The organism is Ruminococcus sp. (assembly GCF_017549005.1).
GTDB lineage: Bacteria > Bacillota > Clostridia > Oscillospirales > Ruminococcaceae > Ruminococcus.
Genome location: NZ_JAFYYT010000028.1, coordinates 75,494 through 88,685, shown reverse-complemented (window position 1 = coordinate 88,685; position 13,192 = coordinate 75,494). Strand labels below are relative to the sequence as shown.

Here is a 13,192-nt window from a genome sequence, read left to right as displayed (position 1 = left end):
GTAAAATAAATCGGCTGTCGAGCATAATGCCCGACAGCCGAAACGTCTGCGGAAACGGTTCTGCTTCCGCAGTAAGTTGCATTATTTTGCGTAGTCAGTAACTCTGCTTTCGCGTATGATATTGATCTTGATCTGACCGGGATAGTCCATTTCAGTCTCGATCTGCTGAGCGATCTGTCTTGCCACGAGTACCATCTTCTCATCGTTGATGACCTCAGGTGTGACCATGATCCTGACTTCGCGTCCTGCCTGTACAGCGAAGCACTTTTCAACGCCGTCGTAGGAGTTGCATATCTCCTCGAGCTTCTGGAGGCGCTTGATATAGCTTTCATAGTTTTCGCTTCTTGCGGCAGGTCTTGCAGCTGAGATAGCGTCGGCTGCCTGAACTATGCAGGCAATTACTGTTTTCGGCTCAACATCGTTGTGGTGAGCTTCAACAGCGTGGATAATAACAGGATTTTCGTTGTATTTTTTACAAACGTCAACGCCTATCTGTACATGAGAACCCTCGATCTCGGCAGTAAGAGCCTTACCGATATCATGGAGAAGTCCTGCACGTCTTGCGATATTTGCGTCAACGCCCAGCTCTGAAGCAAGAACTCCGCAGAGCTTAGCGACCTCGATAGAATGATCGAGGACATTCTGCCTGTAACTTGTACGGAATTTAAGACGTCCGATAAGCTTGATGAGCTCGTGGTTGAGGCCGTGAACATTGGTCTCGATAACAGCGCGCTCACCCTCCTGCTTGATGCGGTACTCTACCTCGCGGCGGGCCTTTTCCACCATCTCCTCAATACGTGTAGGATGGATACGGCCGTCGGCAATGAGCTTTTCGAGGGCTATCCTTGCGACCTCACGCCTGATCTGGTCAAAACAGGATATCGTGATCGCTTCGGGAGTATCGTCAATGATAAGATCGACACCTGTGAGGGTCTCAAGGGTCCTGATGTTGCGTCCCTCACGGCCGATGATACGGCCCTTCATTTCATCATTGGGAAGAGGAACAACAGATACTGCCGCCTCTGACACCTGATCGGCAGCTACCTTTGCGATGGCAAGAGAAATATAGCTTCTTGCCTTCTCCTGACATTCGTCCTTGATCTGCTGCTCATAGGCTGCTATCTTTACAGCCTTTTCGTGTACGAGGTCGTCTTCGAGCTTTGAGATTATGTACTCCTTAGCCTGATCCTTTGTAAACTCGGAAATACGCTCGAGAATATCCATCTGGCTCTTCTTGATAGAGTCAGCCTCCTTCAGCTTTTCGTCAGCTGATTTGATCTTCTGATTGAGCATATCCTCCTTTTTCTCGAGGTTATCAGTCTTTTTGTCTAAATTCTCCTCTTTCTGCTGCATACGTCTTTCCTGACGTGACAGCTCTGCTCTGCGATCCTTGATCTCCTTATCCGCTTCAGTACGGAGCTTATGTATCTCGTCCTTAGCCTCGATAAGAGCGCTCTTCTTCTTGTTGTCAGCGTCCTTTTCGGCGTCTTCTACGATACGCTCGGCCTGCTGCTCGGCAGAACCAACTATCGCTTCTGCGTCGCGCTTACGCTTTTCCACGCCTGCGGCGATACCCTTTTTGAAGAAAAGAGCATATCCAACGCCGACTCCCGCTGCAAGAGCAGCTATTATAAGGACAATAGCGATGATTGGATCCATACAGTGCATTACCTCCTTTTTCGTAAAAATAATAATTAGTTTGTATCATTAATTTTAATTATTACTTAAAGGCGGTAAATGCCGCATTATTTTATTCATTTGTAAATATATAGATGAACAGCTGAGGATTTCTCAGCCAGCAAAAAATAGACGGACGTAAGTATCCCCGTCCAAGATTTGTTCTATAATCATATTTGAACCGCTTATTTCTATGTATATATTCCGACTGCGGATTAATGATGTAAAACAAAGCTGCATATACTGCCATAGTAATATTATGCAAATAAATACAACATAATTATTATATAATATTTTGGAGTTCCTGTCAATAGATTTTTGACATTTAAAGGTGCAAAATCATACAGAGAGTAAAAGGCTGAATAAAAAAATGGGCGAAACGCCCATTTTTTTATCATATTCCGTTTACAAGCTTTTCAAAGCGCTCCATAGCCTCGATAGTACGCTGTCTGTCGCCGAAGGAGGTAAGTCTGAACCAGCCCTCTCCGTTCTTTCCGAAGCCTGCGCCGGGAGTTCCGACAACGGCTATCTTTTCCAGCATGATGTCGAAGAAGTCCCAGCTCTTCATGTCATTGGGACACTTGAACCAAATATAAGGCGAATTTACGCCGCCTGTGAACTTTACGCCCAGTTTTTTCATAGTTTCAGAGATGATACGGGCATTTTCCTGATAATATTCGATATTCTCATGGACCTGTTTCAGTCCCTCGTCAGTGAAAACGGCAGCTGCCGCACACTGGACAGGATAGGAAACGCCGTTGAACTTGCTTCCCTGTCTTCTGCCCCATATCTGAGCCACTGATACCTCCGTACCGTCGCTCGCTATGACCTTGAGAGCCTCGGGTATTACCGTGTATCCGCAGCGCATACCCGTAAAGCCTGCGGTCTTGGACAGTGAACACATCTCGATACAGCACTCCTTTGCGCCCTCAATACAGAAAATGCTCCTCGGCACATCAGGGTCTGTGATAAATGCTTCATAAGCCGAATCATAGATGATAACAGCGTTATTGCGCTTCGCATAGGCTATCCACTCCGCAAGCTGAGCCCTTGTGTAGACCGAGCCCGTAGGATTGTTGGGCGAGCAGAGATAGATTATATCCGCGTGTACCGACTCGTCAGGCATAGCTGCAAAGCCGTTCTCCTCGTTGGAGTCGGCATAGATTATCTTCCTGCCGCTCATAAGGTTTGAGTCCACATATACGGGATACGCAGGGTCGGTAACGAGTATGATATTGTCGTCCCCGAAGATATCCACGATATTTCCGCAGTCTGACTTTGCACCGTCGTTTATCCTTATCTCATCGGGAGCCACATCTGCTCCGAAGCTCTTATAATAGCGTGAAACAGCCTCGCGCAGGAAGTCATAGCCTGCACCGCTGTCCTCATAGCCCTTGAACGTTTCCTTTACGCCCATTTCGTCGCAGCCCTTCTTCATGGCTTCAATGACTACAGGTGCGATAGGCAGGGTAACGTCGCCGATACCCATTCTTATTATGTCCGCCTCGGGGTGAAGCTCCTTGAAAGCGGCTATTTTCTTTGCGATATTTATAAAAAGGTAATTTTTCTCAAGTCTGAGAAAATTTTCATTCAGCTGCGGCATACAACATTCTCCTTTGCTTTATTTATGAACTCGTCGGAAACATTTCCCTCGAAAACGTACTCCGCAGGACCCGTCATGAGAACAGTCCCGTCGGACTTGTATGTGATACGCAGGTCCCCGCCCCTAAGATGTACGAGGACTTCCTCGTCATGGCGGCAAATGCCGTTGAGGACTGCCGCTACAACTGTAGCACAGGTACCCGTACCGCAGGCGAAAGTCTCGCCGCTTCCGCGCTCCCATACGCGCATATTGAGGGTGTGGTCGTCGATGACCTCTGCGAACTCGGTATTCACGCGGTTCGGGAAGAGCTCATGGTTCTCGAAGTAAGGGCCTATTTTTTCAAGGTCAAGCTCCGAAACGCCCTCCGTAAAGATGACTGCATGGGGGTTCCCCATAGAAACGCAGGTGATATCCCACGTTCTGCCGCAGACCTCCACGGGCTCGCTTATGAAACGCTCCTTTCCGCTGTTCACGGGGATATCCTTGGGAACAAGGACAGCCTTGCCCATATCCACGGTAACAGAGTCCACTTTTCCGTCCTTTGTATAAAGCTTCAGGTATTTTATGCCCGAATTTGTCTCCAGTGTAATGTCGGGCTTGTCGGTAAGTCCCGTATCATAGACGTATTTGCCGATACAGCGCGTGGCATTGCCGCACATCATAGCTTCAGAGCCGTCCGCGTTGAATATCCTCATACGGAAATCAGCCTTTTCCGAGGGCATGATGAGCACAAGTCCGTCAGAGCCTACGCCCTTGTGTCTGTCGCTGAGTATCACCGAGACCTTTTCCGGCTCGCTGACCGTCTCCTCGAAGCAGTTCACATAGATATAGTCGTTGCCGATGCCATGCATTTTTGAAAATTTCATAGTATTGCTCCCATCGGTGGTGACTCACGGGAGAGAGCAGTAAAGGCGGTGCTAAACAGCTTCTGCGCTGCTAACACGCAAAAGCTCCGCCATACTTATTATATACTAACACTATAGAAATTGTCAACAGGTAATTTACAATTTATAATACAGCAAAAAGGGGTGTGACAGATCAAGATCATCACACCCTTATACTCATATTCACTTTTTCTCGGGCTCCGGCTCGATAACGGGAGCGTCAACAGCGTTCTTCCTTACGCTCGCTATGCCCTTTTTGCAGCTGTCCTTCTTGACATAGCCCTCGCTGGCGGCAATTATCTCACCGTTTTTTGCTTTAAGGCGGAATCTGAATTCGCCCGACTTGTCCTTATAGATCTCAAACTTAGGATTGTTCTCCGACTGGAACCCTTCGATCGTCTGATCCTCAAGATTAGCAACGGGAGCGTTCTTGGCAACACTTGCGATACCGTTCTTTACGCTTGCGAGAGTATTGTAGACCTCTCCGCCCGTAGCGATGATCTCTCCGTTACCAGCTTTCAGACTAAAGGTATAGCCTGTCTTGGTAGCCTTGATTATAAATTTTCCCATAATTACTATTCAACACCTTTCAGCAAAGTAAAAATAAATCGAATTTTTCGATTTTGTATCATAATTATAACTTAAATGAGCAGACTTGTCAATAGATTTTGTTAATTTTCATCAAAATGTCTAACATATTAATAATACACCGAAGCATGAAAGGATATAAAAAAACTTATCGCCCTGCGGCGATAAGTTTTTAATCAAGTATGATAAAGCTCTCGGGGACTGTCTCGCATACACAGGCAAAATAGCCCTTTTCCCTGAGCTTGTCAACGCATCTGACTGCCTGTGCAGGCTCTTTGAAAAGTCCGAAAACTGCCGAGCCGCTGCCCGTCATGACTGCGCTCAGGGCGCGAGATTTCAGCATTTCACTTCTGATGTCGCTGACTTCTGCAAGCTCAACAGCCTGTTCAAAGAGATTCCCGAAGAATTTATAAGCCGTATCAGGAGCTTTTTCTATGGCTTCCACGAGCTTGCGGGTCTCGGGGTGCTCAGGAGCGCTGAGACTGTCGATGTTTCCGTAAGCCTGAGCTGTGGAAACGCCCTCTTTTCCCTTTGCAATGACCAGTATTTTCCCCGAATGATCGGCAATGGGAGTTATCCTCTCCCCTATGCCCTCAACATAGGCAGTTCCGCCCGTGAGGAAGAAAGGCACATCCGCACCAAGTTTTTCTGGAGCTTTTACGCTTTTGCCCGTCATTCTGCCGAGACAGTAGAGAACAGCTGCAGCGTCGGTGCTGCCGCCGCCCATGCCTGCCTGCGAAGGGATACCCTTTTTAATATGTATACGGCAGCCGCAGTCCATTCCGTTCTCCTCAAAGAACAGCTTCGCCGCTTTGTACGCGATATTGCGCTCATCGCAGGGTATAGGGTCGGAAGCCGCAAACTCCTCCGGAACTTCACAGCTGAGAACTATGTCCTTTGGTGTCAGCTCCACTGATACCTCGTCGTAAAGCCCTACGGTCTGGAAAACGCTCTCGATGGTATGGTAGCCGTTCGGGAGCTTTCCCGTAACGTCAAGGGCAAGATTTATCTTTGCTGCTGTTTTTACTTTCATTTCTTCTCGTTCTCCAGCTTTTTCAGGAACTTTTCGATACGCTTGATAGCTTCCATAAGGTGTTTGAGAGAATAAGCATAGGAAATACGCATATATCCCTCGCCGCTGTCGCCGAAAGCGCTGCCCGGAACTGCCGCGACCCGTTCCTCAAAGAGCAGTCTTTCACAGAACTCCTCGCTTGTAAGACCTGTGCTCTTGATACACGGGAACACATAGAAGGCTCCCTCGGGGTTAAAGCAGGTCAGACCGAGACGGTTGAACTCGCCTACAAGGTAGCGGCGGCGGGTATTGTACTCGTCAACCATTTTTGCGACTTCCGCGTCACAGGCGGTAAGAGCTTCAACAGCCGCATTCTGACTGATGAAGGGACTGCACATGATACCGTACTGATGTATCTTCGCTATCTGTGAGATTATAGGTGCAGGAGCCGTAACATAGCCAAGTCTCCAGCCGGTCATGGCATAAGCCTTTGAGAAACCGTTCACATATATTGTACGCTCTCTCATGCCCTCCAGCTCTATGATAGAGAAATGCTTCATTCCATAGGTTAGCTCGGAGTATATCTCGTCAGTAAGTACCATTATATTCGTATCACGCAGGAAATCGGCAATGGGTTCCAGATCTTTCCTTGTCATGACAGCTCCCGTAGGATTGTTGGGGAAAGGCAGTATGAGGAGCTTTGTGCGCTCAGTGATCTTGTCTTTGAAATCCTCGAGAGTCAGCTTGAAGTTGTTCTCGATGCGTGTCGGCACGGAAACGGGCACTCCCCCTGCAAGTTCCACAAGAGGAGCATAACAGACGAAACAAGGCTCCACAACGAGGACCTCGTCGCCGGGGTCGAGAAGTCCGCGGACTGTAAGGTCTATCGCCTCAGAACCGCCGACAGTAACGATTATCTCCTTGTCGGGATCGTACTTTATGCCGTGTTTTTTCTCGATATGAGCAGAAATAGTGCTTCTGAGGGGAGCGATACCCTTGTTTGGACCGTAGATTATGTGCTTTCTCTCCAGCACCTGTATAGCCGACTTCCTTATAGCCCAGGGAGTATTGAAATCGGGCTCGCCGACGCCCAGGGAGATAACGTCCTCCATAGTTCCTGCAATATCGAAGAACTTACGTATTCCCGAGGGCTTTATGCTTTTTATCTTGTCCGAAAGGACCTTGTCGTAATCTATCACGATCAGCCGAGTCCCCTTTCGTCAGGCTCTTCACTGTCGATGAAAATGCCCTTTTCCTTGTATTTTTTCAGTATAAAGTGTGTTGAAGTCGATAATATTCCGTCAATGGTGGCAAGTCTCTCGGAAACGAAGAAGGCAACGTCCTTGAGGTCGTTTCCCTTGACCTCTACCGCAAGGTCGTAAGCTCCCGAGGACATAAGGCTTACGCTCTCGACCTCGTCATACATCATGATAGTCTTTGCGATATCGTCAAATCCGCAGTCGCGCTGTGGAGTTACCTTTAACTCGATAGTAGCGTAAACAGTGGATTTATCGTAAAGGTCGTCGTCAACGATAACGCTGTAGCCCTTGATAACGCCGCTCTTTTCGAGCTGTTCTATCTGTGCGGCGGCTTCCTCTGCGGTAATGCCGAGCATTTCGCCAAGCGCCGTATTTGATATACGGGCGTTCTGCTGTAATATTTTTATGATGTCGTTCATGATATCAGTTCCTTTCGTTGTATATTTTTACTTTATATCAATGAAATAAGGTTTTCTGTTTTTGAAGTACGCCGCCCTTGTAAATCCTGCGGCACGGGCTATTTCTATGCCATCAGCCACATTTGCCCCTATATCCTCAACTGTATGGGAGTCCGAACCTATGGTGACTATCTCTCCCCCCATGTCACGGTACATTTTGACGTACCTGAGGTTCGGGAAGCAGTCTCCGAAGCCCTGTCTGAGTCCCGAAGTATTTATCTCTATGCCCTTGCCGTTGCGGGCAAGATTGCGGAAGGTCTCCGCGATAATGTCGTCATATCGGCTTATATCGGCTTCAATGCCGTTCCTCTGCTTCATATAGCGCAGACAGTAGGTAATGTGTCCGATAACGTCGAAAAGATTTGTACTGCTAAGGTCGTAAACCTCCCTGAAATAGCGCTTCAGCAGGTCATATATATCGTCCATGGTCATTTTCTCATAGTCTATGAAGTAGAAATCCTGTTCTCCCATGACCTGATGTACCGAGCCGATTATGAAATCCACCCTTTTATCGGCGTTTACTATCTTAGCCGTTTCAACGTCGTGGAGTATCTGTCCCAGCTCAACTCCGCACAGAAGATTGAGCTTTCCCTCATATCTTTCCTTCAGGGCGGTGACAGCAGTCGCGGAATACTCAAAATCATCGGAATAATCGAAGCTTTCGCGGAGATACCACGTATCCTCGGGATAGTGCTCCCTGCCGTACCACGCATTGCACTCGCAGTGGTCGGTTATGGCATATGCGGCAAGTCCCAGCTCTGCGGCGCGCTTTATGCAAAGCTCAATATCAGCCTCGGAATCAACGGAAAATTCGGTATGTGTATGACAGTCCATAAGTTTCATAGTTTCAGCCCCTTTTGCTATATTCTATTATTATAACACATCATGAGAGAAATTTCCACTGTTTAAAAAAAAAAGTAACCGAACAGCGAGTAGCGAGCAGCAATCAGTGATTAGTGAGAAGGAGTATAGCTGTAAAAATATCCCTCTGAAAAGCGTTGACTGAGGTGGTTTTATGTGATAGAATATACAGCAAGAGGTGATATTACATGAGAAAGCTCACGGAAATGATAAAAAACGAGACCAATGCAAATTTTGTCAACCTTAGGACTGCGCTGATGACATATAACAGGAACGCCCCTGTATGCGGCTCTCCTGCGTGGAGATACGCATATCATACAATCCATTCCGCAGACAAATGGTACTTCAACCCAAATGTTTTCACTGAGCCTTCGCTCCAGAGGGAGGCGTGCATGGACAACCCTGACATTCCCTGCGACGTTGTCCTCAGCGACAGAGAGCTTCTTGACTACCTTGAGCAGGTACGCATCAAGACCATGTATTATCTTGACGGTCTTAGCGACGAGCAGCTGTACGAATATCCCGAAAGCTGCCCTTTCATGCGCCTTGAACTGATTCTGAGGCAGTTCCGTCACATATCCTTCCATACGGGTATGCTCAACGGGCAGACTGCCGAACGCACCGGAAGATTTCCCGTGTATGTGAGCCCAAACAATCTTGAAAGGCTTGAAAAAGGATATTACGACGAGGGGTAAGTGCCCTTTCCGCATACTGAAAAAGGGAAAATCGCCCTGCGGCTGCTGCTTTTTATCAGCTGTATGCTATAATTTCGTAAACCATCGGCACTTCAGCCATATCGTTCCAAAAGGAGGATAAATATGTCATATGATCTTGAAATACTTGTAGAGGGCGGCAAGTCCATACAGCCAATGATAATTGATAACATACGGATAGAGGTAAACTCAAGATACGGCGGAAGGCATCGCTATACGGATACCTTTTCCTATATGGCCGAAAAAAGAGGAGCATGGTGCAGCCTTTTTGAAACAGATACCGATAACCGCATTTTCAGTGCCTTTAATATCGCAGATATAGACAGTTCTGTCCCCGAAGCCGATAAAGTCTACCCGTTCTGGACTGACAGGACATCGGGTATGTACACCCTGCGTTTCAAGCCGGGATACTACCGTTCATTCAGGGCAGTCATGAAAAAGCTCCTGAGCCTTTCCCCGAAGAAAAGGATAATGTTCCTGCCCCGCTTGCAGGGAGGAGAGTACAACAACGTCTGCGGAGTCCTCACCCTGAAGCAGTTTTTCAAGCTGCTGGACAGCAAAAAGATACTGTTCAATATCGCTTATATAATACAGGAAGAAGCCGAAACGGACTGACGCAGACACGCTCTGCACCCTTGCAGGCTGAAAACTCAAATTTTTTCATGGCGGCTGTTGCTTTTTTATCAGCTGTGTGTTATAATTATATCAATCATTCGGGATACGCCGAATAACAAGAAAACGGAGGTCTTTGACTATGAGAGCAGTTGTAACTGTTATTGGTAAGGATACCGTGGGTATCCTCCACAAGGTAAGCGGTATCTGCGCCGAATACAATGTTAACGTTATCGAGGTGACGCAGAGCGTTCTTCAGGATATGTTCGCAATGATAATGCTGGTTGATATTTCCGCTATAAAGGGCGATTTCTCGGAGCTCGTCGACCGCATGACAGCACTCGGCACAGAGCTCGGTCTTTCTATACACACAATGCATGAGGATATATTCAACTCCATGCACAGCGTCTGATGAAAGGAAGTCCGCTAAATGCTTAATGTATATAATATACTTGAAACTATCCGCATGATACAGGACGAGTGCCTTGATATACGTACTATCACTATGGGTATATCTCTCCTTGACTGTATCGACACGGATATAGACAAAGCCTGCGAAAAGGTCTACAACAAGATAGTTACAAAAGCAGGGAACCTCGTACCCGTTGGTCAGCAGATAGAAAAGGAATACGGCATACCTATCGTTAACAAGCGTATCTCCGTTACTCCTATAGCTATGTTAGCCGCTGCCTGCCCCGACGGTGACACTGTAAAGTTCGCAAAAGCTCTCCAGAGAGCAGCCGATACCTGCGGAGTAAACTTCATAGGCGGCTATTCGGCGCTGGTACATAAGGGCTTCAGCGCAGGAGATATGGCTCTCATCAAGTCAATCCCCGAGGCTCTCGACGTTACTCAGAATATATGCTCGTCAGTAAATATCGGCTCAACAAAGTCGGGTATAAATATGGACGCTGTAAAGCTCATGGGACAGATAGTCAAGGAAGCTGCCGAAAAGACCGCAGACCGCGACTGCATAGGTCCTGCAAAGCTCGTTGTTTTCTGCAATGCCGTTGAGGATAACCCCTTCATGGCAGGAGCTTTCCACGGCGTGGGCGAGCCCGACTGCGAGATACACGTAGGCGTTTCGGGTCCGGGAGTTGTACGTGCAGCCCTTACCAAATACCCCGACGCTTCGATAAATGAAATTGCGGATATCATCAAGAAGACCGCATTCAAGATAACCCGTATGGGTCAGCTCGTCGGTGCAAGAGCTTCGGAGCTGCTCGGCGTTCCCTTCGGTATCGTTGACCTGTCACTTGCTCCCACACCTGCTGTGGGCGACAGCGTTGCTCATATCCTTGAGGAAATGGGACTTGAAATGTGCGGAACTCACGGCACTACAGCCTGCCTCGCAATGCTCAACGACGCTGTAAAGAAGGGCGGAGTAATGGCTTCATCAACAGTCGGCGGACTCTCGGGCGCATTTATCCCCGTATCCGAGGACGCAGGCATGATAGATGCGGCAGTTGCAGGCGTTCTCAGCCTTGAAAAGCTTGAAGCAATGACGGCAGTATGCTCCGTAGGACTGGACATGATAGTAGTTCCGGGAGATATAGCTCCCGAGACTATCTCGGCTATCATTGCAGACGAAGCTGCTATAGGCATGGTGAACTCAAAGACAACGGCAGTACGCCTTATCCCTGCTATCGGCAAGAAGGAGGGAGATACCCTCGAATTCGGCGGACTCCTGGGCAGCGGTCCTGTCATGCCTATCAGAGAGAAGTCCCCTGCAAAGTTCATCAACCGCGGCGGACGTATCCCTGCACCTATGCAGAGCCTCAAAAACTGAGCTTTCAGCTATCAGCCATTTACGGGCGCACTGTGTGCGCCCTTTTTAATTCCGAATTATTGGAAGGAACTTTTATGGATACACACAGAATACCAATGCTTTTCGGACTTCCCGAGGCAGAAGAACTCACCGCGCTCAGGGCAGGACACATAAACAGCACTTTTCTCGCAGTATGCGGCGGTAAAAAGTACATACTCCAGTCGCTGAACAGCTCCGTTTTCCGCGCTCCCGAAGCCGTAATGGACAATATAAGCCGTATCGAAGCGGCTTTTTCGGACATTCCCGAAATCTCAGTCCCGCATTTCATTGTCTGTGAGGGCAGAAATTATGCAGTCTCGGAGGGCAGTGTGTGGCGTATGTACAGGTATATCGCTGCAGATCCCGAAACATCAGCTGACGCTGAGACTGCGGGACAGCTTTTCGGCACATTTATAAGGGTAATGGACGGACAGACGCTGAATACTGTGCCTGCTATAGAAGGGTTCCACAGCTTTGACCGCTATTTTGCCGCGCTTGCCGCCAAAAACGGCACAGGACACGATATAATGGCAAAACTCGACAGACTCCGCAGTACCATTGGACAGATATTCACAGGCTCGCTGAAAAAGAGGATAATCCACGGCGACGCAAAGCCCGATAACATTATCATCGGTGATACTCCCGCTATCATCGACCTCGATACGGTCATGTACGGCTATACAGCCATTGACTACGGCGACCTTGTACGCTCGGTCTGCCGCGGAAAAGAGCCTGATATGCAGGCAGTCCGCGATATCACACATGGCTTTGCACAAGGGCTGGGAGGGCTTCTCACTACTGACGAGGTCAAATCCCTGTACTACGGTGTGCTATGGCTCACAGGGGAGCTCGCTGTGCGCTATCTTACGGACAGTCTCAGCGAGGTGAAGTACTTCCGCGGAAAGAGCTCCGCAGAATGCCGCGCCCGTGCAGAAGAGCTCCTGCAGCAGCTGGATGTGTTCACTGCTTATGAGGGAGAACTGAAAGAAATAATATTATCGGAGATATATTGAATGGGCGCACAAGTGCGCCCATACTTAGTTCTTTGTTCTTAATCCTTATGCCTCATCTTATCTCCTCAAAAGTAAAGCTGTAGGGCGTGATATATGGGATATTCTCATAAATATAATACATTCTTTCATCGTTAAGGTCAAATTCTCCGTCATCAAGGAAGCGGTCGTCAAGTATTCTTTTGAACGGGGCATATTTTCTCAGTATTTCTTCATCGCACGAAAAGCTCCCGTAAAAGCGCGGAATGTGCAATTCTCTGCCTTCTGACTTCTGTATTTCCAAAATAGGAAAATACTTTTCAATAAAATATGCTGAAACATTATTCTCACGAAGCTCCTTAATAAACTCCTCCGCTTTCCATATCTTTATTTCTGTCGTCGGACAGTCGCTGTCAAAAAACTCTGTTCCCACATTCATCTCACGAAGAATTTTTATAAGCTCATCGGGGCAGTCCCTGACCAGCAGAGCTACGGGATAATACCGCGATACAAAGCCAAGCACACGTGCTTCCGACCTGCCTGCGCCCAGCAGGATAAGCTCCCAGTTACTGCCTTCATCGTCCAGGTCGCAGGAAATATCAGTCAAGGTATTTACAGCCTTTCTGATATCATACGACTCATAGCCTGCTCCGTTTTCTATCCCCTTCCGGAATAATTCAGTCAGATCTTTCACAGCATTCTCAACTCCCTTATGTTATGCTGTAATTA

General features: G+C 47.9%; 14 protein-coding genes. 5 read left to right on the top strand and 9 right to left on the bottom strand.

The features are described from left to right. Positions 1–81: 81 nt before the first annotated feature. From rny to IKW96_RS07310, 8 genes are all read right to left on the bottom strand, one after another. Positions 82–1,659 (bottom strand): ribonuclease Y, encoded by a 1,578-nt coding sequence (gene rny, locus IKW96_RS07345; protein ID WP_296572509.1) that lies wholly within the window; start codon positions 1,657–1,659, stop codon positions 82–84. 412 nt (positions 1,660–2,071) lie between these two features. Next, positions 2,072–3,280, bottom strand: coding sequence for an LL-diaminopimelate aminotransferase (locus tag IKW96_RS07340; protein ID WP_296572507.1), 1,209 nt, complete (start codon positions 3,278–3,280; stop codon positions 2,072–2,074). After that, positions 3,268–4,146, bottom strand: coding sequence for a diaminopimelate epimerase (dapF, locus tag IKW96_RS07335; RefSeq protein ID WP_296572503.1), 879 nt, complete (start codon positions 4,144–4,146; stop codon positions 3,268–3,270). Before dapF ends, IKW96_RS07340 begins: the two co-directional genes overlap by 13 nt. A 201-nt stretch (positions 4,147–4,347) precedes the next feature. Next, positions 4,348–4,734 (bottom strand): YegP family protein, encoded by a 387-nt coding sequence (locus IKW96_RS07330; protein WP_296572500.1) that lies wholly within the window; start codon positions 4,732–4,734, stop codon positions 4,348–4,350. A gap of 190 nt (positions 4,735–4,924) precedes the next feature. Then, positions 4,925–5,785 carry a 4-(cytidine 5'-diphospho)-2-C-methyl-D-erythritol kinase gene (ispE, locus tag IKW96_RS07325; RefSeq protein WP_296572497.1) on the bottom strand — a complete coding sequence of 287 codons (861 nt, stop codon included), beginning with the start codon at positions 5,783–5,785 and terminating at the stop codon, positions 4,925–4,927. Next, positions 5,782–6,963, bottom strand: coding sequence for an aminotransferase class I/II-fold pyridoxal phosphate-dependent enzyme (locus IKW96_RS07320; protein ID WP_296572492.1), 1,182 nt, complete (start codon positions 6,961–6,963; stop codon positions 5,782–5,784). The genes ispE and IKW96_RS07320 overlap by 4 nt, the downstream gene beginning before the upstream one ends. Positions 6,964–6,965: 2 nt before the next feature. After that, positions 6,966–7,442, bottom strand: coding sequence for an Lrp/AsnC family transcriptional regulator (locus IKW96_RS07315; protein WP_296572489.1), 477 nt, complete (start codon positions 7,440–7,442; stop codon positions 6,966–6,968). Positions 7,443–7,469: 27 nt separating this feature from the next. After that, positions 7,470–8,324, bottom strand: a complete 855-nt coding sequence (locus IKW96_RS07310; RefSeq protein ID WP_296572487.1) for a histidinol-phosphatase HisJ family protein — start codon at positions 8,322–8,324, stop codon at positions 7,470–7,472. A 206-nt stretch (positions 8,325–8,530) separates the two neighbouring features. On the opposite strand from IKW96_RS07310, the gene IKW96_RS07305 reads away from it, so the two are divergent. The 5 genes from IKW96_RS07305 to IKW96_RS07285 all read left to right on the top strand — a co-directional run bounded on the left by IKW96_RS07305 (position 8,531) and on the right by IKW96_RS07285 (position 12,487). After that, positions 8,531–9,037, top strand: coding sequence for a DinB family protein (locus tag IKW96_RS07305; protein ID WP_296572484.1), 507 nt, complete (start codon positions 8,531–8,533; stop codon positions 9,035–9,037). A gap of 123 nt (positions 9,038–9,160) precedes the next feature. Continuing rightward, complete coding sequence (locus IKW96_RS07300) at positions 9,161–9,670, top strand: hypothetical protein (protein ID WP_296572481.1); 510 nt, start codon at positions 9,161–9,163, stop codon at positions 9,668–9,670. A 139-nt stretch (positions 9,671–9,809) separates the two neighbouring features. Continuing rightward, positions 9,810–10,079, top strand: coding sequence for an ACT domain-containing protein (locus tag IKW96_RS07295; RefSeq protein ID WP_028515335.1), 270 nt, complete (start codon positions 9,810–9,812; stop codon positions 10,077–10,079). Positions 10,080–10,097: 18 nt separating this feature from the next. Next, positions 10,098–11,456, top strand: a complete 1,359-nt coding sequence (locus tag IKW96_RS07290) for a PFL family protein (protein ID WP_296572478.1) — start codon at positions 10,098–10,100, stop codon at positions 11,454–11,456. Positions 11,457–11,530: 74 nt separating this feature from the next. After that, positions 11,531–12,487, top strand: a complete 957-nt coding sequence (locus tag IKW96_RS07285; RefSeq protein ID WP_296572475.1) for an aminoglycoside phosphotransferase family protein — start codon at positions 11,531–11,533, stop codon at positions 12,485–12,487. A gap of 52 nt (positions 12,488–12,539) precedes the next feature. Here IKW96_RS07285 and IKW96_RS07280 read toward each other — a convergent pair whose 3' ends face one another. Then, positions 12,540–13,157: a hypothetical protein gene (locus tag IKW96_RS07280; RefSeq protein WP_296572472.1), complete on the bottom strand. Its 618-nt coding sequence runs from the start codon at positions 13,155–13,157 to the stop codon at positions 12,540–12,542. Between the last annotated feature and the right edge of the window lie 35 nt (positions 13,158–13,192).

What these genes read in the sequence shown, in the direction of transcription:
- rny (WP_296572509.1), bottom strand. Translation starts at nt 1,659, where the DNA reads ATGGATCCAATCATCGCTATTGTCCTTATAATAGCTGCTCTTGCAGCG.
- IKW96_RS07340 (WP_296572507.1), bottom strand. Translation starts at nt 3,280, where the DNA reads ATGCCGCAGCTGAATGAAAATTTTCTCAGACTTGAGAAAAATTACCTT.
- dapF (WP_296572503.1), bottom strand. Translation starts at nt 4,146, where the DNA reads ATGAAATTTTCAAAAATGCATGGCATCGGCAACGACTATATCTATGTG.
- IKW96_RS07330 (WP_296572500.1), bottom strand. Translation starts at nt 4,734, where the DNA reads ATGGGAAAATTTATAATCAAGGCTACCAAGACAGGCTATACCTTTAGT.
- ispE (WP_296572497.1), bottom strand. Translation starts at nt 5,785, where the DNA reads ATGAAAGTAAAAACAGCAGCAAAGATAAATCTTGCCCTTGACGTTACG.
- IKW96_RS07315 (WP_296572489.1), bottom strand. Translation starts at nt 7,442, where the DNA reads ATGAACGACATCATAAAAATATTACAGCAGAACGCCCGTATATCAAAT.
- IKW96_RS07310 (WP_296572487.1), bottom strand. Translation starts at nt 8,324, where the DNA reads ATGAAACTTATGGACTGTCATACACATACCGAATTTTCCGTTGATTCC.
- IKW96_RS07305 (WP_296572484.1), top strand. Translation starts at nt 8,531, where the DNA reads ATGAGAAAGCTCACGGAAATGATAAAAAACGAGACCAATGCAAATTTT.
- IKW96_RS07300 (WP_296572481.1), top strand. Translation starts at nt 9,161, where the DNA reads ATGTCATATGATCTTGAAATACTTGTAGAGGGCGGCAAGTCCATACAG.
- IKW96_RS07295 (WP_028515335.1), top strand. Translation starts at nt 9,810, where the DNA reads ATGAGAGCAGTTGTAACTGTTATTGGTAAGGATACCGTGGGTATCCTC.
- IKW96_RS07290 (WP_296572478.1), top strand. Translation starts at nt 10,098, where the DNA reads ATGCTTAATGTATATAATATACTTGAAACTATCCGCATGATACAGGAC.
- IKW96_RS07285 (WP_296572475.1), top strand. Translation starts at nt 11,531, where the DNA reads ATGGATACACACAGAATACCAATGCTTTTCGGACTTCCCGAGGCAGAA.